Annotated in this window: 20 protein-coding genes, 1 tRNA gene and 1 pseudogene; 12 read left to right on the top strand and 10 right to left on the bottom strand. The window is 52.7% G+C overall.

The annotated features are described in order from the left end of the window. Positions 1-816 precede the first annotated feature (816 nt). Positions 817-1,125 carry a BON domain-containing protein gene (locus LG198_RS09630; RefSeq protein WP_230342953.1) on the top strand — a complete coding sequence of 103 codons (309 nt, stop codon included), beginning with the start codon at positions 817-819 and terminating at the stop codon, positions 1,123-1,125. Positions 1,126-1,205: 80 nt separating this feature from the next. Here the strand turns inward: LG198_RS09630 and LG198_RS09625 are convergent, their stop codons facing one another. Next, positions 1,206-1,988 carry an NAD(P)H-dependent oxidoreductase gene (locus tag LG198_RS09625; protein WP_230342952.1) on the bottom strand — a complete coding sequence of 261 codons (783 nt, stop codon included), beginning with the start codon at positions 1,986-1,988 and terminating at the stop codon, positions 1,206-1,208. Positions 1,989-2,074: 86 nt separating this feature from the next. Between LG198_RS09625 and LG198_RS09620 the strand changes: the two are divergent. Beyond that, positions 2,075-2,940 (top strand): annotated as a pseudogene (locus tag LG198_RS09620) (LysR family transcriptional regulator). Between the two features lie 56 nt (positions 2,941-2,996). Here LG198_RS09620 and LG198_RS09615 read toward each other — a convergent pair. Together LG198_RS09615 and LG198_RS09610 are read right to left on the bottom strand one after the other, a co-directional pair. Then, positions 2,997-3,893 carry an alpha/beta hydrolase family protein gene (locus tag LG198_RS09615; protein WP_230342951.1) on the bottom strand — a complete coding sequence of 299 codons (897 nt, stop codon included), beginning with the start codon at positions 3,891-3,893 and terminating at the stop codon, positions 2,997-2,999. A gap of 72 nt (positions 3,894-3,965) precedes the next feature. Beyond that, positions 3,966-4,041 (bottom strand) — tRNA-Glu (locus LG198_RS09610). 416 nt (positions 4,042-4,457) lie between these two features. Between LG198_RS09610 and dinB the strand changes: the two genes are divergently transcribed. Next, positions 4,458-5,615 carry a DNA polymerase IV gene (dinB, locus tag LG198_RS09605; protein WP_230342950.1) on the top strand — a complete coding sequence of 386 codons (1,158 nt, stop codon included), beginning with the start codon at positions 4,458-4,460 and terminating at the stop codon, positions 5,613-5,615. Positions 5,616-5,618: 3 nt separating this feature from the next. On the opposite strand, the gene LG198_RS09600 is transcribed toward dinB, so the two are convergent. Then, the gene (locus LG198_RS09600) at positions 5,619-6,548 is read right to left on the bottom strand and encodes a LysR family transcriptional regulator (protein ID WP_268866827.1); all 930 of its coding nucleotides are present in this window, start codon (positions 6,546-6,548) and stop codon (positions 5,619-5,621) included. Positions 6,549-6,673: 125 nt separating this feature from the next. On the opposite strand from LG198_RS09600, the gene LG198_RS09595 reads away from it, so the two are divergent. Then, positions 6,674-6,925 carry a DUF2798 domain-containing protein gene (locus LG198_RS09595; RefSeq protein WP_230342949.1) on the top strand — a complete coding sequence of 84 codons (252 nt, stop codon included), beginning with the start codon at positions 6,674-6,676 and terminating at the stop codon, positions 6,923-6,925. 94 nt (positions 6,926-7,019) lie between these two features. On the opposite strand, the gene LG198_RS09590 is transcribed toward LG198_RS09595, so the two are convergent. The 3 genes from LG198_RS09590 to LG198_RS09580 all read right to left on the bottom strand — a co-directional run bounded on the left by LG198_RS09590 (position 7,020) and on the right by LG198_RS09580 (position 10,991). Then, entirely contained in the window at positions 7,020-9,461 is a 2,442-nt protein-coding gene (locus tag LG198_RS09590; RefSeq protein ID WP_230342948.1) for a TonB-dependent siderophore receptor, read from the bottom strand. Between the two features lie 179 nt (positions 9,462-9,640). Beyond that, on the bottom strand, positions 9,641-10,489 hold the full coding sequence (locus tag LG198_RS09585; RefSeq protein ID WP_230342947.1) for a FecR family protein: 849 nt from the start codon (positions 10,487-10,489) through the stop codon (positions 9,641-9,643). Continuing rightward, on the bottom strand, positions 10,482-10,991 hold the full coding sequence (locus LG198_RS09580; RefSeq protein ID WP_230342946.1) for an RNA polymerase sigma factor: 510 nt from the start codon (positions 10,989-10,991) through the stop codon (positions 10,482-10,484). Before LG198_RS09580 ends, LG198_RS09585 begins: the two co-directional genes overlap by 8 nt. A 321-nt stretch (positions 10,992-11,312) precedes the next feature. Between LG198_RS09580 and LG198_RS09575 the strand changes: the two genes are divergently transcribed. From LG198_RS09575 to LG198_RS09565, 3 genes are all read left to right on the top strand, one after another. Beyond that, positions 11,313-11,795, top strand: coding sequence for an SRPBCC family protein (locus LG198_RS09575; protein WP_230342945.1), 483 nt, complete (start codon positions 11,313-11,315; stop codon positions 11,793-11,795). 169 nt (positions 11,796-11,964) lie between these two features. Further along, a complete protein-coding gene (locus LG198_RS09570; RefSeq protein ID WP_230342944.1) occupies positions 11,965-14,172 on the top strand; it encodes a glycoside hydrolase family 2 protein in 2,208 nt (735 codons plus the stop codon). Positions 14,173-14,288: 116 nt separating this feature from the next. After that, positions 14,289-14,633, top strand: coding sequence for a hypothetical protein (locus tag LG198_RS09565; protein ID WP_230342943.1), 345 nt, complete (start codon positions 14,289-14,291; stop codon positions 14,631-14,633). Positions 14,634-14,723: 90 nt separating this feature from the next. Here LG198_RS09565 and gyrB read toward each other — a convergent pair whose 3' ends face one another. The 3 genes from gyrB to dnaA all read right to left on the bottom strand — a co-directional run bounded on the left by gyrB (position 14,724) and on the right by dnaA (position 19,937). After that, a complete protein-coding gene (gene gyrB / locus LG198_RS09560) occupies positions 14,724-17,120 on the bottom strand; it encodes a DNA topoisomerase (ATP-hydrolyzing) subunit B (RefSeq protein WP_230342942.1) in 2,397 nt (798 codons plus the stop codon). A gap of 50 nt (positions 17,121-17,170) precedes the next feature. Next, a complete protein-coding gene (gene dnaN / locus LG198_RS09555; protein ID WP_230342941.1) occupies positions 17,171-18,274 on the bottom strand; it encodes a DNA polymerase III subunit beta in 1,104 nt (367 codons plus the stop codon). A gap of 241 nt (positions 18,275-18,515) precedes the next feature. Further along, entirely contained in the window at positions 18,516-19,937 is a 1,422-nt protein-coding gene (dnaA, locus tag LG198_RS09550; protein ID WP_230342940.1) for a chromosomal replication initiator protein DnaA, read from the bottom strand. A 281-nt stretch (positions 19,938-20,218) separates the two neighbouring features. On the opposite strand from dnaA, the gene rpmH reads away from it, so the two are divergent. From rpmH to mnmE, 5 genes are read left to right on the top strand one after another with little or no spacing between them, the layout of a single operon-like run. Then, positions 20,219-20,353 carry a 50S ribosomal protein L34 gene (rpmH, locus tag LG198_RS09545; RefSeq protein ID WP_045751845.1) on the top strand — a complete coding sequence of 45 codons (135 nt, stop codon included), beginning with the start codon at positions 20,219-20,221 and terminating at the stop codon, positions 20,351-20,353. 35 nt (positions 20,354-20,388) lie between these two features. Then, positions 20,389-20,766 carry a ribonuclease P protein component gene (gene rnpA, locus LG198_RS09540; RefSeq protein ID WP_230342939.1) on the top strand — a complete coding sequence of 126 codons (378 nt, stop codon included), beginning with the start codon at positions 20,389-20,391 and terminating at the stop codon, positions 20,764-20,766. Beyond that, positions 20,763-20,981, top strand: coding sequence for a membrane protein insertion efficiency factor YidD (gene yidD, locus LG198_RS09535; RefSeq protein ID WP_230342938.1), 219 nt, complete (start codon positions 20,763-20,765; stop codon positions 20,979-20,981). The genes rnpA and yidD overlap by 4 nt, the downstream gene beginning before the upstream one ends. Before the next feature lie 33 nt (positions 20,982-21,014). Further along, positions 21,015-22,667, top strand: coding sequence for a membrane protein insertase YidC (gene yidC, locus LG198_RS09530; protein ID WP_230342937.1), 1,653 nt, complete (start codon positions 21,015-21,017; stop codon positions 22,665-22,667). Next, positions 22,654-23,994 (top strand): tRNA uridine-5-carboxymethylaminomethyl(34) synthesis GTPase MnmE, encoded by a 1,341-nt coding sequence (mnmE, locus tag LG198_RS09525; protein WP_230342936.1) that lies wholly within the window; start codon positions 22,654-22,656, stop codon positions 23,992-23,994. Before yidC ends, mnmE begins: the two co-directional genes overlap by 14 nt. The last annotated feature ends 60 nt before the right edge of the window (positions 23,995-24,054 follow it).

Genomic DNA, 24,054 nt, shown 5'->3' with positions numbered 1-24,054 from the left:
CAGCTTGCTTTCATTATTAGCCATTCACTTCCTGGGCAGTAAGGGTCTCTCTCCTTGTCAAGGCAAATGAGCACCACCTACGGACTGCGCCTCGACAAGACGCATTTTAAGCCATGCGTACCTCATGAAAAAACTCTGAACCGGCTTAAGACAGCGCAATAACTTCCGTTTGTCCTACACACATATCAGAGTTTTCCAGATATTTCTGTCTGCTGCGCACCGCTATAGTTGACCCATGTCTTTACAAATTATAAGGAAACCATCATGCATGTCTTATTTAATCTGGTGCTGGTAACCGTCATGTTCGGCCCTGTCGCGTTGGGCTTCATTTTTGGCTAAGAGTGGCAAATAAAACTCCCTGGCGTTGTTGCAATGTCTTGTCGTACTACTGTGTACTGCCTGCGGCAAAGTGCCTAACCAGGATCGCTTCACTAACTTTTATTAGATTTGTTAACCGCTCTAATTCCCAGCCACGTTTTGCATGCCGCTGGCATTTGTCAGGATTGGTGACTGTCCGTCCCCCTACAAATACTGATCCGGGTTCATTCATCATAACAGCGTCTCGAGCGCCTTGAAGAACCCTGACAAATGCCAGCCAAGCTTGCTTCCCTTCCTTTCGGCACGTCTCTCATCAACCTCCAGCAATTACCCTTCATCCAGACTCCAACAAAATCGCCTTATCTCACGTCTCGCCTGACAGGCACGGTAAGCTCATTCCTACAACGCTTTCAGCGGTCCACCGATTAAGCCAATTTGCCGCCTCTCCTACAATGGATCCGTCTTTTCAAATACCAAATCCAAAAAAGGAGTCTCAACATGAAAACAAATGCTAAAAGCCTACTATTGATCGGCGCCCTGTTGCTGCCAGTTGCCAGCTTTGCTGCTGATGGCGACAACATTGAAACCAAGCTCAGCGATTCCGTGGTTACCACTAAGGTAAAAGCCGCTTTTGCCAAGGACAAGCTTGTGAGCGCTACCGATATCAAGGTGGAAACTGATAGCGATGGTCTGGTGCAGTTAAGCGGCACAGCCAAGAGCAAGAAAGAAGCTGACCATGCCGTTACCCTGGCCAAGAGCATCAAAGGCGTTACCGCCGTCAAGAATGACATCGTTGTAGCCGAATAAGTTTTCGGTTTTGGCAAGAACAAAGTCAATGGGGCCGATGGCCCCATTTTTTATTCATCACGCCTAGCGCAGCCTTAATATTATTTTTCAACAATATGTATGCTCAATCCCGATTGTCCTGGCGCGTGTTCTGGTTTTAGTGTTAGTTCCGGGATGAGATAATCGCCTGCGTTCTGCTGACGAAACGGGATGGGGGCTGTTGTCCAGAGGCTATCCAGTCGTTGTCCCAATGCCTCGCAAACTTTCGGGAACCCCGCCTCGTCTATCCGGCTGGTACGGTAGATCACGTGCGGCGGCAGTACATCAAAGCCGGAGTAGAACAATATGCCGTGCTGGATAGGAAACAGAATGTCATCAATGGGGCCGTTGATGCCGCGCGGCCCATAGTGCGATGCCCAGCCGCCCGTCGTCACCACCAGCATGGCGCGCTTGTCTGCCAGTGTGCCTTCCCCGTACCGGTCGCCCCAGTGTGTATCAGAATGCTCACCCACGCCATAGGCAAAACCGTAGGCATATACACGGTCTATCCAGCCCTTGAGGATGGCCGGCATTGAGAACCACCACAGCGGAAACTGCAGGATGACAGCATCAGCCCAGCGCAGCTTCTCCTGCTCGCGCACAATGTCAGCGCTTTGCGTGCCGTTTTCGAACGCCTGCCTGGAATCCAGGGAAGGATCGAAACGTGCGTCAGGCTGCCGTGCAGTGTTGTCTTCGGCATCCAGCACGGCCTTCCATTGCATGGCATAAAGATCGGATACCTGGACTGCATGGCCTGCATGTTCCAGGCGCTGGATCGCGAAATCCCTGAGCGAGCCGTTCAGGGACCGGGGTTCGGGGTGGGCATAGACGAGAAAGACATTCATTGTTGCGTGCTCTATCAGCAAATAGGCACACGATAGGTCTGCTTGAGATATATTGGAAATGAATTCCTTGAATATCAGGTATTGCCATGAACAATTCCTTGAGGCAACTCGACCTCAACCTGCTGGTCACCCTCGATACCCTGCTGGCCGAGCACAATGTGACGCGTGCAGCTGAGCGTCTGTATCTGTCCCAACCTTCGGTCAGCGTGCAGCTTGCCAGGCTGCGGGAAATCTTCAGCGACCCCCTGTTGCTGCCTGGCCCACGCGGCATGCAACCTACGGCACGGGCCGATGAACTGCGTGAACCGCTGCGGCTGGCGCTGGAAGCCCTGGAACAGGCGGTTGCTCCCTCCAAACCGTTTGATCCAGCCCTAGCCCGCCACACCTGGCGCATCGCAGCCTCGGATTACAGCGAATCGACCATCCTGCTGCCGGCGATTGCCGACTTGCGCAGCGCAGCCCCTTTAACCCGGCTTGCCGTCCTGCAAATCGTCCCCTCGCTTATCGCAAGACAAGCCGAACATGGCAACATCGACCTGGCTTTTCATATCAGTGCGGAAGCGCCACCGGGCCTGCGCCGCAAGTTGATGTTCAACGAGCATTACGTGCTGGCCGTCCGACGCTGGCGCAGTTCTGCGAGCTCGACCATGTGATCGTGTCGCCGGATGGTGGTGGTTTTCATGGCGTCACGGATATAGCACTGTCGGAATTAGGCATGGCGCGAAATGTCGCGCTGTCCGTGCCGCATTTCCTGTTTCTCGAATCTGTATTGGCGAACACTGACCTCGTTGCCATGGTGCCTTCCCGGCTGGTGCGCAACAACAATGCGTTGCAGCTAACCGAGCCGCCCCTGGAAGTACCCGGCTTTGAATTGCTCATGCTCTGGCATGAGCGTGTCCACCGCGATCCTGCACATCAGTGGCTGCGCGAGCGGATTGCAAAAACGGTCTAAACTATCAGGCATTGCAAATGCCCACCCACCCCACTACAGCCTGCTTGCAGGCATTTTCATATTGGTTCAGCCTTTAGCTTGCGATTGAGGTAGGCGAGGATTTCCTGCTTGAGCTGTTCGTGGAATTGTTCACGATCGAAACCTTCCGGGTCGGTGGTAGGCAAGGCGCCCCCGTTCTTGATTTTGGCCGGGAACGGACTCAGGAAGGAGAAATGGCCTGCGTTTTTCACAGTGCGCGCGCTGATAAGTGCCGGGTCTGCAACGCCTTGCAGCACAATATCGCCATGCCAGGCAGGCGTGTATGGGTCGTGCTCGGCACTCAGCATGAGGATAGGCACCCGCACCTGGTTCAAGGCGCCTTTCTGTGCAAACCAGGCAGTTGCCGGCGCCAGCAGCACCAAGGCCTTGATACGATCATCATGCTCAACCTCCACAAGGCTGGGAGCTGGACCTTGGTAATCCGGTTTGAATGCTTCGGGCGGATACCATGGCGTACCCCCTGCCAGTGCCAGGGCGGCATAGCCTCCCATCGAGTGCCCGACCACGGCCAGCCGGCCTGGCTGCAGATAGCGGGAAAAGACAGCATTCTGATAGAGATAATCGGCAGCCAGTTTGAGATGGCGCGGACGGTATTGCAGGTTTTCCACCTCGCCCATGAACTGATTGTCGACCCGGTTATTGCCCGGGTGCTCAATCATGGCGACGACATATCCATGCCGGGCCAGATGGCAAGTGATGGTACGGTATAACAGGTGCGAACCGCCGCTGCCATGCGACACCAGGACCAAGGGATATTGCCCGGGTGCCGTCGGCGCATCGGGACTTACCTCCATGACATAAGGGCCAAACGCATGGCTAGCAGGTGCTTGCTGGGTTGGATACATCACCAATGCGGGGAATGAGAGTCCATTCTCCGCATCTTCCAACCTAAGCTCCATCGCACCAACAAACATATTAAAATCAACCAGTTGATTAAAATAATAGGCAAAATAAAAGCAGACATTTGAGTCTGCTTTTATTGGAATTGGCGTCCCCACGGGGATTCGAACCCCGGTTACCGCCGTGAAAGGGCGATGTCCTAGGCCTCTAGACGATGGGGACATGAAACTTAAACGTTTCTAGAGGGTGCGAATTCTAACCAAAAACCCTCATGAATACCAGCTTATTTTGAAAAAATATTGTACGAAACAAAAATTCACGATTTGATGCAGAGAGGCGTAATCATTGCCAGGGTCTGTTCCTGTTTTGTTCACGACCGTGCTGGTGCTGGTTTTTGTGCGGAGCAAGGCATGAGGAGTGAGGTTTGGTTATTCCAAATGAACGACGAATAACGCAGCGCCGTGCGAAAACCAGTACCAGCCTCTCAGGTTGTTGTGGCAAATGGTACGATACTGCGTTGCGGAGATTTGAATAGATTCCTGGCAAGGAATTCACTATTGCCCACGTCCCGCCCGGCACCATTTGCCACAGCAACGCGGTCGTGAACAAAACAGGAACAGACCCTAGATAGCGCCCAAATGAAAGACCCTCGTTTTCCCGCCCGCCGCATTGCCCACCTGGACATGGATATGTTCTTTGCCGGGGTCGAGCTGCTTCGCTATCCGGAATTGCGGGGGCAAGCAGTCGTTGTGGGCGGCCGTTCGGCACACCAGCCTAGGAAATTGGCCGACGGCAGCACCCAATTCTTCCGCTTGCGTGAATACAACGGGCGCGGCGTGGTGACTACCTCGACCTATGAGGCCAGGACATTCGGCGTGTTTTCAGCAATGGGGCTCATGAAATCCGCACAATTGGCGCCTGATGCGATCCTGCTGCCCGCAGATTTCGAGTCTTATCGTCATTATTCACGGCTGTTCAAGGCTGCCGTCGCCGAGATTGCGCCGCTGATCGAGAATCGTGGCATTGATGAAATCTATGTCGATCTCACTGCGCACGAGGAAGATACGGAAACCCTGGCACAACGCCTGAAAACCGCAGTGCACAATGCCACGGGCCTTTCATGCTCCATCGGCATTGCCGCCAACAAGCTGCTGGCCAAGATTGCCTCCGACCTGGACAAACCCGATGGCCTCACGATTATCGACGATCAGGCATTCCGTGAACGCATCTGGCCGCTCGCCGCCAAGAAGATCAATGGCATAGGTCCCAAAGCCGCCATCAAGCTGGAGAATCTCGGCATCCGCACGATTGCCGACCTCGCCGCAACGGATTCAGGACTGTTACAGAAACATTTTGGCCAAAGCTATGCCCATTGGCTGATGCATGTAGCCCAGGGGCAGGACGACAGGCCCGTAGTGACAACGTCCACGCCCAAATCGATGAGCCGCGAGACGACATTCGAGCGTGACATGCATGCGCAGCAGGACAAGCGTTTCCTCAGTACGGCATTCACCTCGCTTTGCGAACGCGTCGCCGGTGACCTGCAGCAAAAAGGCTATCTGGGGCACACGGTAGGCATCAAGATCAAGTATCAGGATTTTCGCACCGCAACACGCGACCTCACCCTGCCTGTCCCGACCAATGATGCCGCCGCCATCCGGCGGGCTGCCGGCGCATGCCTGAAACGCATTTCCCTGGAACACCGCTTCAGGCTGTTGGGCGTCAGGGTCAGCAGCTTGGTGCGTGCTGACGAAATCGAGGCAGACCTGCCGGAGCAGGCCAACCTGTTTGTTTGAGCATCATGCCTGCCACTGTGCAGGAATGTGTTCGACCAGGAAATCGATCAATAGCCTGAGCTTGCCGGTGGCAGCCTGGCGGTCACGATAACAGGCATAAAAATCCAGCGGTTCGATCTCGACAGGCGCCGCATTTATTTCAGTGGTTTCGAACAGTGCTATCAGCCTGCCCTCTGCAATCAGGCGGTCTGCCGCAAAAGCCCCGATGCGGGCAATACCGGCTCCTGCTACCGCCATGCCAGCCAGGCTGTCGATATCGTTGCAAACCAGCGTGGGATTAAGCTTGGCTTCAAAGCGCAATCCTTGCCGCAGAAAAGCCCATCCCAGCAAGCGCCCGTCAAATGGCAGGCGCACCACCAGGCACTGGTGGTGAATCAGTTCATCCGGGTCACGTGGCGTGCCGTGCTGCGCGAGATAGGCAGGCGAAGCGCAGAATCGCAAAGGCACACGCGCAATCCGCCGCGCCACCAGCCCAGGTTCAAGTTGCTGGGAAAAGCGGACGCTGAGGTCGATATCTTCACGGATATGGTCGACATAATGATCGGCAAGCACCAACTCGACCCTGAGCCTGGGGTAAAGAATGGCAAACTGCGCCACCAAGGGCGCCAACACATTTCGGCCAAACGCGGACGAACTGGCAATGCGTAGTTTCCCCTGGGGTTCACCGGCAAGTTCGCTGAGTTCGAGCTGCGCATGCGCGAGCTCTTCGATCACCGATTGCACACGCTGGTAATAGAGTTGGCCACTCTCCGTCAATGCCAGGCTACGTGTGGTCCGCGTCAGCAGGCGCGTGCCCAGTTGCTGCTCCAGACGTGCAATGTTCTGGCTCGCAGCCGCAGCGGAGATGCCTAATCTCCTCGCCCCGGCAGCAATACTGCCCTCCTCCACGGCTCTCACAAAGCTGGTGATGCCTTTCAAGTTATCCACAGTCATGCGGCCTCTTGGGTCAATTATTCATTCATAAGTTTAACTTAAAAATATCATTAGCTTTTGCATGCTACTGCCTTATCAATCAACCAGATAAAGTAGCAACCATTCAATTCCATAAGAGTAAAACCATGAAGGCTTTATCCAACTTCAATCTCGGCCTGCCAAAACGTTATACCCCGATTGTGTTTGCCTTTTTCATGTCCGCCATCATGGCGATGCTGATGTGCCTGGTCATTGTCGGCGCCAATAGCGGCATTGGTGCAGGCTATTTAGACCGAGTAGTGAAATCCTATGAATTGGCGATGCCTGTGGCTTTTGTATGCGTATTGCTGGTACGCCCACTTGTGATGCGGCTGGTGGCAGTGACAATCCAGCCTTGATTTCCCAGGGCATCCTGATGGAATAAACATGCCGTCCACATATAGGCATAAAGCCTGCAATTGCAGGCTTTATGTGGTGTCAAATCAATAACTATCAGTAGTTCCAACGCAGTGTGAACAGGACTTTGCGCGGCTCCCCCACATAGGAGTAATAATAGTTATCGGATATAAACGAGTAATAATGCTTGTCGAACATGTTGTCGACATTCATGGCGGCAGACCAGTGCTCATTGATTTCATAGCCCACGCGCGCGCTCCAGATGGCATACCCTCCTTGAACAGGATTGACCATGGTCGTGCTACTCGTTTTTTGTTCGCTGCGATAGTTTACGCCCAGGCCGATGCGCCATTTGTCGTATTCCCCCGGAAGCTGGTAGTTTGACCATAGACGTAGCATATGCCTGGGCATCAGGTAATCGAAGCTTTTGCCGATGAGGGCCTGATCGTTATCTTGCAGATATTCGTTGCGATTAAAGGTATAGCCGCCACTCAACTGCAAGCCAGAGGCTAATTCACCATGCACTTCAATCTCATATCCCTCTGTTCTCACCTTTCCCGCTGCCCTAGAGCACACCCCTGCACCTGAACTGCCGCAAACCATCGGGCCTGTTAGATCAGACACAGCCCGGTTCTCTTGGTCAACCCGGAAAATTGCCAGGGAAGTATTCAGCGCGCCACCAAACAGCTCGCCTTTCACCCCTACTTCATAAGCTTTTCCTGTCATTGGCGGCAAAACGTTCAGTTGAGCATCCGTCTCATTCTGGGGATTGAAGATTTCCGAGTAGCTCGCATAGGTTGACCATTCAGGCGTCACTTTATAAACCAGCCCGGCATGAGGGGTCACCTCACCGGTTTCATGCATGGTAGTATTCCAGGCCGAATTCAGATTGGTATATATCCCCTTAGCTTCGTGGTTATACCAACTCACTCTCCCGCCAATCACTGATGTCAGGCGCTCTGTCAAATGGCTGCGCAGGGCGGTGTAAACCCCTTTGGTGGCAAGGTTGGCTCTCACGTCATCCGCAATCAGGGTGATCGGGTAGGTACCAAAGCCAGGAACATTCGAATTTCTATTCACAATATCGAATGTCCGCGCCCCAAAGCTCTGGTGGAAACCGTCGTCACGCGTGTTTTTGGAATAGTTGCCTCCAAACACAAGATCATGCTCAATACCCAAGGCCTTGAAACTGCCATCAATGTTGATGTCGATGCCTTGGCTCGTGGAAGAAAACGCATAGTCATAATCGATCCCTGGTACGGTAGTGGCGCCTATAGCCACCCGACCGTTAGCTGACGATAGCAACGCATCAAAACTGTCATCAACGTATACGGCCGCCGCCTTGAGTTTCCAGCGCTCGTTGAATTGGTGCTCAACATCGAGAAACACCTGAGTTTCCCGACGGGTCGACTCGTTCCAGGCAGCGCCTATGTTTGCTGACCTAGGCACATCAATGGAACGGCCATCAGTGTATCGAGGCAATCCTTGGTACAGCGCACTATTTCCATTGAGATGGGAATGAGATACCCCGAACCCGACCGTTGTATTGGGAGAAAGGTCAAAGTCGATAGCAGCATAGGCATTGAGATTGCGATCCCATATATAGTCAATGAATGAGTTTTTATCCTCGTAATCCAGTACGAAACGCCCTCGCAAACTGCCTTCCTCATTCAAGGGCCCACCCGCATCAAGGCGTGCGCCATAGTTATCCCAGGAGCCTGCGCGTCCTTCTATCATGAGGGCTTTTTCCACCAGCCCTCGCTTACGCACCAGGTTTACTGTACCCGCAGGGCTGCCCGGCCCTTGAAGCAAGCCCTGCGAACCCCGCAACACCTCGATGCGATCAAGAAATACGCTGCTGGCAGACAGGTCATTGCCCCAGCTGTTCCAACGTCGCAAGGGGACGCCATCATATTGGATCGTGTCCGTCATGAAACCACGCGAGTAGATGTCATTGCCGCCATTGGGACGCTTCCAGAAATAGATCCCGGGTGTATTGGCCAAAGCGCTGGTCAGCGTATCCAACCGTTGATCGTCCATTTGCTGCCGCGTCATGACAGTGACAGACTGGGGAATATCCTTCAGGGATTGAGCACCCTTCATCAGGCTCGCGCTACTAGCCGCATATGAACGCGTACGTTCTGTAGTGAGATCCTTAACAGCACTGGCCTTGACTGTGACTTCGGGCAGGCTGCCGTCATTGTGTAGCTTGGTCTTGATGACAGTGAAACTATGATTGCCAGTTTCCTGGAGCGTCAGGCCAGATCCCTCCAATAGTTTTTCCAGCGCCTGTCTCGCTTCATACCTACCTTTGAGTGCAGGCGCGGTGGTTTTTTCCGTCAGGTCGGTGGAGAAGACAATGCGCTCTCCCGATTGGCGTGCCAGGGCATTCAATGCCTTGTCCAACGGCTGGCTGGGAATATCCAGCTCCATTGGGGTGGCCTGGGCCTGCAGGCTTGCTGCCAGCAATATGCTTGTCAGCGTGGGCTTGAAGCCGGCAAGCAATGTTTGCCGGTACGGATGTTGCAGTTGAAACATGACACTCCCCTATAAATATGCGCCTTCAACAGCGAAGGCTTTCAAGGGGTTGGCACATGGGAGTGAAGAATGTTGATATGCTAATGAAAATATTTTTCGTTTAGAGCGGCTAACAAAACTCAGCGAAGCGTTCCCGGCTAGACGTTTTGTTAGCTGCTCTTAGTCTTGATCCGGCATGCTTACCGTTTCTTGATCAGCACAGCACCATCGTCGGCTCGCTCCACTTGCACCGGGATGATTTGCGGCAGGTCATCGATAAACGCTTCCACGCCTTGGATATCGTAAATACCTGAAACCCTAATGCTTGAAGCCTGCTCGCTTACCTGCACCGATTGACCGCGATACCGCTGGATTTCTTCGGCAACGTTGATCAGCGGGGTGCCATCAAACATCCATTTGCCTTGCTGCCAGGCCGTCTCCTGATCCACATCAATGTCTTGCAATACACCCAACCGACCTTGGCTGGAAGTAATGGCCTGCCCTGCCGCCAGTGTTTGCTGCTGCTGACCAACCGCCACATTGACGGCGCCTTGCGACACAGCCACACGCACATCTTGTGCCTTCAGGCGTACGCTGAAGGCAGTGCCAATGTCCATGACCGTGGTATCGTCTGCCGTCACAATGAAAGGCCTCCAACCATGGCTGACCGTGAACGCCGCCTCCCCTTGCTTCAGGACCAGCTGACGGGAGCGTAGGCGCTGCTCAACCTTGAGCACGGTATTGGTGTTAAGAGCGACGGTGCTGCCATCAATCAGCCTGTGCTGGCGCTGCTCGCCAACGACAGTCGTCAATGTGTCCACCTTCCAGGCAGGGTCGATCGCCAATATAGATGTCACAACCAACAGCAAACCAAGTTTGATGGCACGTCGCCTTGCTTTTTTACGGGCCAGGGTTTGCTCCTTGGCTTCGCGCAGAATTTCCTCTCGTGATGGAAAGCCCAGGCGCAGTTCTTCCTCAAACAAGGAAAAAGCATCTCCTTTATCGCGAGAATAGCCTGGATCCAAGGGATTGCGGGGAGGTTTATTCATGACGGCCTTGCTGACGCGCTTGATAATACAGCCGCAAAGGCGGCCACTTTTCCGCGATTTCGGTGATGGCCCGGCGGTAGTGCTGGGTGACCATATTGCGTGAAATGTCGAGTTCCGTCGCAATGTCCTGCTGGCTCATACCATATAGCCTGTGCAACAGGAATATCTGCCGCGCCCGGGGCGGCAAGCCTTGAATCACCTGTTGCAGATAAATCACGTTCTGCTTGAAATCCAAGACATATTCACCACTCTCAAGATGCGCGTGTTCAGGCAATTCGCTGACAACATCTACCCATTCAGTTCGGTAGTTTTCATTGCGGAGACGATTCAGCGCACCATTGGTAGAAGCCTTGCGTAGGTAGGCCAGCGGCTGCTCGATATCCGCCAGGGAAGGATGCTCAATCAATTGCACACATAGATCGTGCACCACATCACGGGCAAACTCCCGTCCGCCAAACTTGCGCCTGATGTAGTCGACCAGGTCATCATAATGGCGAGTCAAGGCAAGTACTAATAAAGAAGTCTTGGTCTGTTGAGGCAAGGAGTAATAGGACAAACGTTAAGCGATTAGATTTAAATGATAACCATTATTGATTTTTATGAATAGCCTCTTACATTCAGGACTGAAGTCTGTGGCTATTAAAAGTACACCTCTGGTGGTGATTCTGTGTGCATTCACTTTCTCCGACAACTGTATCGGAAGCCAACCTATGCAGTGAAAACCCAACACTCGCTAGACTGGTTGACAGGATTTCCGCTGATTGAAAGCAGATTCAGCGGAACTGTTCAGCATAAATACCATCCATACTGTAAGGAGGACGTCATGTCAGTGATCGAACAATCCATAGAAGTGAACGTACCCGACCAAGTAGCTTATGACCAATGGACCCAGTTTGAGGATTTCCCATTGTTCATGGAAGGCATCGCCGAAGTCACCCAGCTTGATGACACCCATTTGCATTGGATCGCGGAGGTTGCCGGCAAGCGCAAGGAATGGGACGCTGAGATTACGGAGCAGATTCCGGGTAAACGCATTGCCTGGCATAGTATTTCCGGCGCCCGCAATGCCGGGGTGGTCACTTTCCACCATATTGACCCGTCCACTTCGCGCATCATGCTGCAACTGGATTACGAACCGGAAGGCCTGGTTGAGAATGCGGGGGACGCCATCGGTGTGCTGAGCCACCGGGTGAAAGGCGATCTCGAGCGCTTCAAGGAGTTTATCGAATCACGTGGCGGTGCTACCGGTGCCTGGCGCGGCCAGGTCGATCAGGGCAGCCATCGCGTCACAACGCCTAGGCATTAAATTCATCCACTGTTAGGAGGTTTGATATGAGATTGTTAATCAAGACCCTGATTGCAGGTTATGTTGCCAAGAAACTCACGCATTATTTCCTGAATCATAAAAAGCCAAAAACCGTAGAAGTCTAATCCCAAGCCGGGCATTGCCCGGCTTGTTTTTGTGAAATTCCGCCATGCAATTTATTCCCCGCCTGATTACCTTGCTGTTGCTGAGCCTGACACTGGGCGCATTGCCTCTGCATGCCAAGAGCATAGACCATCAAAGCCTCAACGGCCGTTGGCAGTTCCAGCCAATTAAGGGCTCGGTCAGCATCACACCGCAACTCCAGGCACCGGCACAAGGCTGGAAAACGATTGCCGTTCCTGACAACTGGTATCGCCAGGGCCATGACATTAACGGCCTTGCCTGGTACAAAACCCAGTTCAAGGTGGACGCCAAGGCAGCGCCAAGAGTCGCGCACCTGGTGTTCAATGGCGTGGATTACGAAGCCGATATCTGGCTCAACGATCATTATCTGGGGCATCACACCGGCTATTTCCAGACCTTTGAGTTCGATGTCACCGGCCTGTTGAAGCAAGGCGAAAACCAGTTACGCGTATTGGTGAACAGCCCCTTGGAGAAACCCGAGGACTGGTCTTTGCACAAACGCCTGATCAAGGGCATTTTCAGCCATCATGACACCCGCCCTGGCGGTGCCTGGTCTGAGCGCGGTCAGGAGAAAAACACCGGCGGTATCTGGGCGCCTGTCGAATTGCAGTTTGCCGACCAGGCAGCGCTGCGCCACTTGCAGGTCACCCCCCGCAAGCAGGCAACAAAAGCCAGCCCGCAACATTGGCAGATCAATACTGCCGCGGATATCCAGCACCATGTTTCACATGAAACACCGGTAACTGTGGAAGCCCGCATCAGCCCGGAAAACTTCCAGGGGCCATCGTTCAATTTCAAGCAGCAGCAAACCCTGAAGCCAGGCAGCAATCGACTCGCTCTCAATTTCCCGCTCGACAAACCCGCCCTGTGGTGGCCTGCTGAACACGGCAAACCCAATCTCTACAAGCTGGAACTCAGCCTGCGTGATGCCCAAGGCAAGCTGCTCGACCAGCAGCACCAAGTGTTTGGCGTGCGCGAGGTCAAGGTCGATGATGGCCTGCGCTGGTATATCAATGGCCGGCGTATGTTCGTGCGCGGCACCAATTACATCGGCAGCCAATGGCTGGCAGAAATGACGCCTGCACGCTACCAGCAGGACCTCAAGATGATGCAAGCCGCCAATATCAATGCAGTGCGCGTGCATGCCCACATCACCGGACGCGCCTTCTACGAACTATGCGACCGCATGGGGATATTGGTGACCCAGGACTTCCCGCTGCTCTGGGGCTACAGCGACGATCCTGCCTTTATCGCAGAGGCGCGCAGCCAGGCCAAGAACATGGTGCAGTCGTTGCAGCAGCATCCCTCTATCATTTCCTGGACCATGCATAACGAGCCGCCCTGGGATTCCCCTTGGATGGCAGAGAAATATCCCGATTACCAGCCCGGCATTAACCGCAAGCTGGATGAATTGCTCTATGAAGATGTCAGCAAACTGGATCCATTGCGCGTCGTGCGCAAGGAGTCAGCCAGCAAGGAACACGAATGGATGGGCTGGTATTTTGACCACTGGCTCGCATTCTCGCGCCCTACTCCCACACCTTGGAGCACTGAATTCGGCGCCCAGGCCCTGCCCAACCTCAAGAGCTTGAAACGCATGTTCAGCGACGACTTGCTGTGGCCGGACACCGAAGCCAAATGGCGGGAATGGGAATACCACAACTTCCAGCGCAAGGAGACCTTTGAATTTGCCAAAGTCCCACAGGGGCGCAACATCGAGGAGTTCATCGCCAATAGCCAGCATTACCAGGCAAGGTTGATCCAGTTTGCCGTGGAAAACTACCGCCGCCAGCGCTATGCCCCGGTTTCCGCCGTCTTCCAGTTCATGTTTGTGGAAAACTGGCCCTCTATCAACTGGGGCATCGTCGATTACTGGCGCGAGCCCAAGGCCGGCTATGACGCCCTGCGCACCGCTTACCAACCCATCCTGCCCAGCCTGGAATGGAAACAGGACGAATACCACGCTGGCGACACGCCAAACATCGGCCTGTGGGCCATCAACGACACCTGGCGCGGCTTTGAACACGCCAGCTACACCGTCACTCTGCACCGGGATGGCAAACTGTTGGATACGCTCAAGCTGCCGCTGGAAATGCTGCCCGACTCCGGCCACAAGCTACGCGACTATCCCCTGCCCGCACTTGAACCCGGCCAATACGAACTCAAGGCCGAAATCGCAGGCCAGGACGGCAAACTCATGGGCCGTAACAGCTATCGCTTCCAGGTCAAATAATTTGGTTGATTAACAGCACGGCTGCGGCTCATGGAACCATGAACCGGATAAGGCTGGATGTATAAACACGCAAAAATCCAGTAAAGTGAATGCAGGATCAATGCAGGAGCAAAGATATGGCAAGCAACTGGATCGTCTACAAGATTCCACCCATCGATCATGGGTGGCACTACCTTAAAACCGTAGGCGAAACCGCCCGCATCATAGGCGGCAACTGGGCGGAAGCGGAAATCAACGGGCTAGTCGCCGACCAGCCCAACGTAGAAGAATTTCTGGAGTCATTCCATATCGCCCTTGAAGCCGCTGTCGCCGCCGGGTACGACGGCATCAAACGTAATGACCCGGTGGTGTTCTGGTTGCCAGACACATTGGTGTTCAGCTATGGCTTTGTATTCAAGTCAGATCATGGCGGGGTGACTTACGTGGTGTCTCCTAAGCCATTGCCATGGTTGAATAATTAGATACAAAAAAAGCTTTTCACTCTGATGTTCAAAAAACAAGGCCTCCACGGAGGCCTTGTTAAGGTATAGAGCATTCATCGATTATAAAAGCTATACGTCCAAGTTATTAACGCCCAACGCATTTCCTTCAATGAATGCCCTTCTCGGCTCTACCTGGTCACCCATCAAGGTAGTAAAGATTTCATCTGCCGCAATCGCATCGTCGATCTGCACTCTTAGTAAACGGCGCACATTGGGGTCCATGGTGGTTTCCCATAGTTGCTCGGGGTTCATCTCGCCAAGGCCTTTATAGCGCTGGATATTGAGGCCATGTTTGGCTTCACCCATGAGCCAGTCCAAGGCAGCCTTGAAGTTATTGACAGGTTGTTCCTTCTCACCGCGCTTGATTGCTGCACCTTCGCCTACCAGGCCTTCAAGCAGTTGCGATGTATTAAGGATTTGCTGGTAGTCGCCGCTGGCCAGGAAATCGGTGTCGATAACACATGATTGCAGGTTGCCATGGACGTATTTGTTGACTTCTAGGCGGTAACTTGCTGTTTCCTGGTTTTGCGTGACAATAACTTCGCTGCCGGTATGGCCCAGCAATGGACGTAGTTTGGCGGCGGCGGCTTCTGCCTGGGCTTCGGTATCGAGCTCCAGTTTTCCTTGCACCAACAGGGCACGCAGAACGCTTTCGTCATAGAGTGGGCTCAGGCGGCGAATGATGGCTTCGGTCAGTACCATTTGCTTGGCAATGGCAGCGAGCGCATCACCACTGATGGTTTCGCCGCCAGTTTCCTTCAGCAACTCCGCACCCTTGAGCGCGGATTGCAGCAGGTATTGGTCCATTTCTTGCTCATCTTTCAGGTAACGCTCATCACGCCCTTGCTTGACCTTGTAAAGCGGTGGCTGGGCAATGTAGATATGGCCGCGTTCAACCAGTTCGCCCATTTGGCGATAGAAGAAGGTCAGCAACAAGGTACGGATATGCGCGCCGTCAACGTCCGCATCGGTCATGATGATGATGCGGTGATAACGCAGTTTCTCGGCACTGAAATCGTCCTTGCCGATGCCGGTGCCGAGCGCGGTGATCAAGGTTGCTATTTCCTGCGAGGATAATAGTTTGTCGAAACGTGCTTTTTCCACGTTAAGGATCTTGCCCTTCAAGGGAAGAATCGCTTGGAACTTGCGGTCGCGCCCCTGCTTGGCTGATCCACCCGCTGAATCACCCTCGACCAGGTAGAGTTCGCACAGCGAAGGGTCTTTTTCCTGACAGTCTGCAAGTTTTCCTGGCAAGCCCATGGTGTCCATGACACCCTTGCGGCGTGTCATTTCACGCGCTTTGCGCGCTGCATCTCGCGCGCGCGCTGCATCGATGATCTTGTTGCAGATGACTTTGGCCTCAGTGGGGTTTTCTAGCAAAAACTCCGCCAGCTTGGCGGATACCACTTCCTGCACGACTGGTTGCACTTCGCCGGAAACCAGTTTGTCCTTGGTCTGCGAAGAGAACTTGGGCTCGGGCACCTTGACCGATAGCACGCAAGTCAGGCCTTCGCGCATGTCATCGCCGCTGGTATCAATCTTGGCTTTTTTCGCCAGTTCGTTCTGGTCTATGTAACTGTTCAGCGTACGAGTCATGGCTGTGCGCAAGCCGGTCAAGTGGGTACCACCATCACGTTGCGGAATGTTGTTGGTGAAACATTGCACGGTTTCGCTATAGGAATCGTTCCATTGCATGGCAACTTCAACCGTGATGCCGTCTTTTTCGCCAGATGAATAGAACGGTTTGGGATGCAGCACGTTTTTGCTGCGGTTCATATATTCGACAAAGCCCCTGACGCCGCCGGAATGGGCAAAATTTTCTGATTTTCCGTGGCGCTGGTCGATCAGTTCGATCTTGACGCCGTTGTTGAGGAAAGACAGTTCACGGATACGTTTTGCGAGAATTTCAAAGTGGAACTCGACATTGGTGAAAGTCTCAGCGGAAGCCAGAAAATGGACTTCAGTACCACGGCGTTCGGTAGTCCCGGTAATTGTCAACGGCGCTACCGGCACACCTCGGCGGAATTCCATCTGGTGTGCCTGGCCGTTGCGGTAAATGCGTAGCTTGAGCCAGTCGGAAAGCGCATTGACAACGGAAACCCCTACTCCGTGCAATCCGCCGGAAACCTTGTAGGAGTTCTGGTCGAATTTGCCGCCGGCATGGAGCTCGGTCATGACGATTTCGGCTGCAGATCGCTTGGGTTCGTGCTTGTCGTCTTCCTTGATGCCGGTAGGAATACCGCGGCCATTGTCAGAAACGCTAATGGAGTTATCCGGATGGATAATAATCTTGATGTCGTCACAGTGACCTGCCAGCGCTTCGTCGATGGCATTGTCCAGCACCTCGAATACCATGTGGTGCAAACCACTGCCATCAGAGGTATCGCCTATGTACATACCTGGGCGCTTGCGCACCGCATCGAGGCCTTCGAGGATTTTAATACTGTCGGAATTGTAATCAGTCATAGTCCTGGAGTTTCACGTGAAACAATAAAGTTTTATTTAATATTCAATTATTAAATACGCATCGGCATTACTACGTATTTGTAGTTGTTGTCGTTTTCCACTGTTACCAGACAACTGCTGTTGGCATCCGCAAACGAGAATGTCACGTTTTCACTGTCTGAGTTGTTCAATATGTCAATCATGTAAGTGACGTTAAAGCCAATATCAAGGCTATTGCCTGCGTAACTGATTTCGAGTTCTTCTTCTGCTTCTTCCTGCTCGCTGTTGGTGCTGATCAGCTTCAAGCTGTTGGCTGAAAGCACCATGCGTATGCCGCGGTATTTTTCGTTGGAAAGAATCGAGGCACGCTGCATGGAAAGCAGGATCATCATGCGATCCACGGTAAAACTGTTTTGGTGCCCGGTAGGGATAACGCGGGTGTAATCCGGAAATTTTCCGTCAATTACCTTTGAAATCAGTCGGATATCACCAAATGCAAAATTAGCTTGACCATTGGCAACCTCTATTGTGACTTCATCTTCACTTTCGTCCAACAGTTTTATTAATTCAATGACGGTCTTGCGTGGCAGGATGATTTCCTGTTTTTCATAGTTACTGTTGAGTTCTGTGGAAGTAAAGCTCAGGCGGTGGCCATCGGTACCGACAACATTGAGCTGGTTGCCATTGACCTCGAACAGCAGGCCATTGAGGTAATAGCGGATGTCTTGTTGCGCCATCGCAAATTCTACTTGCTTGAACAGTCGCTTGAGCGATTTTTGCCCAATCTTGATCACCGTGTTGCTGGCATCCGCGGTCTTGGTCATCAATGGATAGTCATTGGCAGGCAGGGTTTGCAGGTTGAAGCGGCTTTTGCCGGTTTTCACCTGGATGCGGTTTTCCTGCGTTGCCATGGTGATTTCAGCGTTCTCGGGCAATGAACGGCAAATATCCAGCAGTTTTTTCGCTGAAATGGTGGTGGAAAGTTCTCCACCGACTGCGGTTTCCACAGAGAGGGAAATCTGCATTTCCAGATCTGTTGCCGTTAGTTCGATTCTGTCTTGCTTGGCTTGCAGCAACAGGTTGGAAAGAATAGGCAAGGTATGACGTCTTTCAACAATACTGCTTACGGATGAAAGAGGTTTTAGCAGAGTATCGCGATTGATTTTGATGTTCATATCTTTAAAACCTAATATATAAAAAATAAATTGATAATAATAGTAATGGCAGTAACTTCTGTTGATAACTCAGATTTACAATTTAAATTCAATTAGTTGAGTAAAATAAAACTATGCTGTAATTTTTGTAAACTACTGTGGATAGAATGTTGGCTATTTTACTGATTTCTTAAAATCGCGTTTAACCCGCATTTTTATACACAGCCTTTCCATAGGCATCACTTGTTCTTGTACCCGTATATTAATCACGGATTACCTGGATTAATACTGCGATATCCCGCGCCAGATTAGGATCGTTTTGCCGTAATTGCTCGATTTCATCGCATGCGTGCATGACCGTAGTGTGATGACGGCCGCCAAACGCCTCGCCGATTTCAGGAAAGCTGTGGTTGGTCAGCTCACGTGCCAGGGTCATGGCAATCTGGCGTGGGCGCGCAAAGTTGCGGGAGCGCTTTTTGCTGTACATCTCGGCGACTTTTATCTTGTAGTAGTCCGCCACTGTTTTTTGGATGTTCTCGATAGTGATCTGTCGGCCGCGCACGGCGATTAGGTCTTTTAATGCTTCCTTGGCCAGGCTGACATCAATGTCATGACCGGTGAAGTTGGCCATGGCGATGATGCGGTTCAATGCACCTTCCAGCTCTCGTACGCTGGAGCGTACTTGTTTGGCAATGAAAAATGCTACATCTTCATCAAGCGTGACGCGGGCTGCTTCGGCTTTTTTCAGCAGGATAGCAACGCGCATTTCCAATTCAGGCGGTTCAACTGCGACGGTGAGTCCCCAGCTGAAGCGGGTGCGCAGGCGCTCGTCCACATCCACGATTTCCTTGGGATAGGTATCACAGGTGATGATGATCTGTTTCTTGGCTTCAATCAGGGAGTTGAATGCGTAGAAGAATTCTTCCTGGGTGCGGCTCTTCTTGGCAAAGAACTGGATGTCGTCGATCAGCAATAAGTCCAGTGAATGGTACTGCCGCTTGAATTCATCAAAAGCCTTGTGCTCGTAAGCTTTTACCACATCGGAGACATAACGCTCGGCATGCAGGTAACGGATCTTGGCATCGGGCCGTTGTGATTTCAGGTGGTTGCCGATTGCCTGAAGTACATGGGTCTTGCCCAGTCCTACCCCGCCATAGATGAACAAGGGGTTGTAGGCCGTGCCCGGATTTTCTGCCACCTGGATGGCCGCCGCACGGGCAAGCTGGTTGGCCTTGCCGGTAACAAAGTTATCAAACCGGAATGCCGGGTTAAGCCCGCTGCTTTCTACCGGCTTGGATTTCTTTACAGCAACCGAGGCTGATTTAGCGGTTGTTGTTTTGGTTACCTTGCTTACTTCTGCTTCTATTTTGGCAACCGGATCTGCTGCAGGCTTGGCGGGCTTGGCAACAGCCTTATGTACTGAATTCTTATCAGGGTTTTTATCGCTGGCATCATAGAGGGCAAGCTCAATTTGCATGGGTACCGCAAAAATTTCTTCTGCCAACGTTTCTATTTTCTGCAGGAAACGGTCCTTGATCCATTGCTGCACGAAACGGTTGGGCGCGAGCAGGCGTAATACGCCCTCCTGCGCTTCAAATCGCAAGGGTTTGATCCAGGTATTGAATTGTTGCGCTGATAACTCTTGTTCAAAGCGACCGAGACAAAGTGACCAAAAATTTTCCATCGGTTGCCCGAAACTCCGCAGTGAAATAGATAATGAATTAATGATTAAAAGACGAACTGCCCAGTGTTTTTGCTATTATTGGCTAGATGCCGGTTTCATCGGGTTTTAGCCCATGACTGGATGGATGATTCTAGCCTGTTTGCCACAACTTATCCACAGGCATGCCGCAATCATTTTCGCAAGGGTCAGGTTTTCCCAAATAAACATTGACATAGAGGCGTGTTTTCAGGTTAAATTATGCGTTTTTGATTTAACGCAATAGAAGTCAACCGGAGATTCACATGAAACGCACTTACCAGCCTTCGAAAGTTCGTCGCGCTCGCACCCACGGATTCCTGGTGCGTATGAAGACCCGCGGTGGTCGCGCTGTTATCGCTGCGCGCCGTGCCAAGGGCCGTGCTCGCCTGGCTGTTTAATCAGCCGCTCGCCACCGAGGCGAATCTAGCTATACATGGTTTTGCCATCTTATGCGTTTAAACGCCAGGCAAAATTGTTAAAAACGGATGAATTTTCATCCGTTTTTAATTTCCGTAAACGGGTTTCAGGTCGTTATCTCGTGCTGCATTATCGCTACAACGATCTCGATTACGCCAGGTTGGGGTTGGTGGTCGGCAAGAAAGTGGCACGTCGTGCGGTTGATCGCAATTACATGAAGCGCGTATTGCGGGAACTGTTCAGGTTCAGCCAGCATCAATTGCCAGGGTTGGACCTGGTTGCGAGGCCCCAGTTGTTGTTCAGCCAGGCTCAGTTTGCCGAGCTTGAGCAAGAGTTTGCCGAGCTCAATGCCAAACTGCAGCGCAAGATTGCCAGCCAGCAGGAAGCAGTATGAAGCTGGTTGCCAACGTCATGGTAGGTTTGATCAAGCTTTATCAGTGGACCCTGAGCCCGATGCTGGGCCAGCGTTGTCGTTTTGCCCCGACCTGCTCGCAATATGCGGTTGAAGCCATACAAAAGCATGGCGCATGGCGTGGAGCCTTTTATACAATATGCCGTTTAGCCAAGTGCCATCCATGGCATGACGGTGGTCATGATCCCGTGCCATGAGATCATGGCTTAAATGATTAGATTAAGAGATTTATGGATACAAAGCGCCTGATTCTGTTTGTTATTTTTTCATTTTCCATCCTGATGCTCTGGGATTCGTGGCAGCGTGACAATAAGCCTGCTCCCACGCCAGCAGCCGTAGCACAACAGGCAGAAGATGGCAGCGTACCGCAAGCAGCCAAATCCTCTTCGCCAGCTGCAAACCAGGCCAGTCTTCCTGTTGAAACCGGTTTCCGCCTGCAGTCGGCTGAGCGCATCAATGTCGATACCGACCTTTACAAGGCGAGTATCGACACGATAGGCGGTGACCTGCGTCGCCTGGAGTTGCGCGAGCATAAGGACGACAATGACCTCAGCAAGAACTTTTTGCTGATGGATGATCAATCGACGCCCATGCTGTATGTGGCCCAAACTGGCCTGATCGGTAACGATTTGCCTACGCACAAGGCGACTTTCACCAGCGAGTCTACGAACTATCAACTTGCGCCAGGTGCAGATAGCCTGGATGTGCGCTTGACCTGGAAGGGCGATAATGGTGTCGAAGTAGACAAGATTTATACCTTCCATCGCGACAGCTATGCCATTGAGGTCAGCTACCAGATTCGTAATAACGGCGAGGCCGCAATTGATCCTTCCGTCTATTACCAGATCGTGCACGACAACCAGTCCCATCAAGGCTCGTACATGATGCCTACCTTCACTGGCGGTGCCTACTTTACCGAGGCCGACAAGTACAAGAAGCTGAGCTTCTCCGACATGTCCAAGACCAACTTGTCCAAGAACGCCAGTGACGGCTGGGTTGGTCTGGTGCAGCATTATTTTGTCAGCGCCTGGATTCCCCAGGATGGCTTGGCGCGCGAGTTCTACTCCAAGAAATTGTCGGACAATATTTATTCCATAGGCAGCGTCAGCCATATTGGCCCGATTGAACCCGGCCAAACCTCCGAACTAAAGTCCCGTCTTTATGCCGGTCCGCAAACCCAGGCCGACTTGCAGAGCGTTGCTCCTGGCCTGGAATATACCGTGGATTACGGCTGGCTGACTGTGATCGCATCACCGTTGTTCTGGGTGCTTTCTTCCATCCAGAAGCTGGTGCACAACTGGGGCGTGGCAATTATTCTGCTGACCATCCTCATCAAGTTGGCTTTCTACCCGCTTTCTGCAGCAAGCTATCGTTCCATGGCCAATATGCGCGAGCTGGCGCCACGACTGCAACGCCTCAAGGAACAATATGGCGACGATAGGCAGAAGCTGCATCAGGCCATGATGGAGATGTACAAGACCGAGAAGATCAACCCGATGGGCGGTTGCTTGCCCATCCTGGTACAGATTCCGGTATTCATTGCCCTGTACTGGGTATTGCTCGGCAGCGTGGAAATGCGCCATGCGCCCTTCGTGCTCTGGATCCAGGATTTGTCGGCGATTGATCCTTACTACGTGCTGCCCATCCTCATGGGTGCCACCATGATCATCCAGACCAAGCTGAACCCCAAGCCTGCCGATCCGATCCAGGCCAAGGTCATGACGATCATGCCTATCGTGTTCAGCGTGTTCTTCTTCTTCTTCCCGGCCGGCCTGGTGCTGTACTGGCTGGTGAACAATATCCTTTCAATTGCGCAGCAATGGCACATCAATCGCAACACCGAGCGTGCTGCTGCCAAGAAGAAGGGAAATGCACGCCGTTGATACCATTGCTGCCATCGCCACTGCTCCAGGCTCTGGGGGCATTGGCGTGGTACGGGTTTCCGGCCCTTTAAGCCGCAAGGTTGCCGAGGGCGTGCTTGGTCACTGCCCTCCTCCGCGCCACGCGGCTTACTTGCCTTTTCGCGATGCTGAACAGGCCCTGATCGACCAGGGTATTGCCATCTATTACGCTGCGCCGTTCTCCTATACCGGCGAAGACGTGCTGGAGCTGCAGGCACACGGCGGCCCTGCCCTCATGCAAATCCTCCTGAAGCGTTGTCTCGGTCTAGGCGCCCGCCAGGCTGAACCAGGCGAATTCACGCGCCGGGCTTATCTCAATGACAAACTGGATCTTGCCCAGGCCGAGGCAGTGGCGGACGTCATCAATGCCGCTACCGAAGCTGCGGCCCGCAGCGCGGTCAAATCCCTTTCCGGGGAATTTTCTTCGCGTATCCATGCCCTGCTTCAGCAACTCATCGACTTGCGGCTTTATGTCGAGGCATGCCTGGACTTCCCGGAAGAAGATATAGATTTCATCAGCCAGGGGCGGGTTGCAGAAAAACTGGCAACGGTATCAATCGGCCTTGAGGCGGTATTTCGGGAAGCGCAACAAGGCAACCTGCTACGCGAAGGCATGCAGGTTGTCCTTGTAGGCCAACCCAACGTGGGCAAGTCCAGCCTGATGAACCAACTGGCGGGCGAAGAAGTCGCGATCGTGACCTCGATCGCAGGCACTACCAGGGATACCATAAAAAACTCCATACAAATCAATGGAGTACCACTGCACATTATTGATACTGCAGGCTTGCGTGAAACGACGGACGAAGTGGAACAGCAAGGCATCGCCAGAACTTGGCGAGCTCTGGAAAACGCTGGTGTTGCATTATTATTGCTTGATGCAGCTCATGGTATTAGAAATATGGAAAAATCGATTCTAGAGCGATTGCCGCAGTTTTTACCGAAAATATGGGTGCATAACAAGATAGACCTTGAATCGGCACGCCCAAAAATCGAGCAGATCGACGGCCAATCTCATATCCATCTTTCTGCCAAGACTGGAGCCGGTGTGGAATTGCTGCGACAACGCTTGCTGGAAATTGCTGGCTGGCAACCCAATGGCGAAGGTATTTTCATGGCGAGGAGCCGTCACTTGGCCGCACTTAATCAAGTGCGAGGTCATCTTGAAATTGCTGCCGGGCTATTGCTGCAGCCAGAATTGTTTGCCGAGGAACTGCGTCTGGCACAGGAGGCGCTGAATGCGATTACGGGAGAATTCACCCCTGACGATCTGCTTGGAGAAATTTTCAGCAGATTCTGTATTGGCAAGTGAGATGCTTGTTGTTTTATCCAAATAAAAAAGCCCGGCTAACCGGGCTTTTTTATTGTTGCC

The organism is Methylobacillus arboreus (assembly GCF_020532725.1).
Classification (GTDB): Bacteria; Pseudomonadota; Gammaproteobacteria; order Burkholderiales; family Methylophilaceae; genus Methylobacillus; species Methylobacillus arboreus.
Note: the sequence above shows the minus strand (reverse complement) of the source record. Positions and strands in the feature narration are given on the sequence as shown.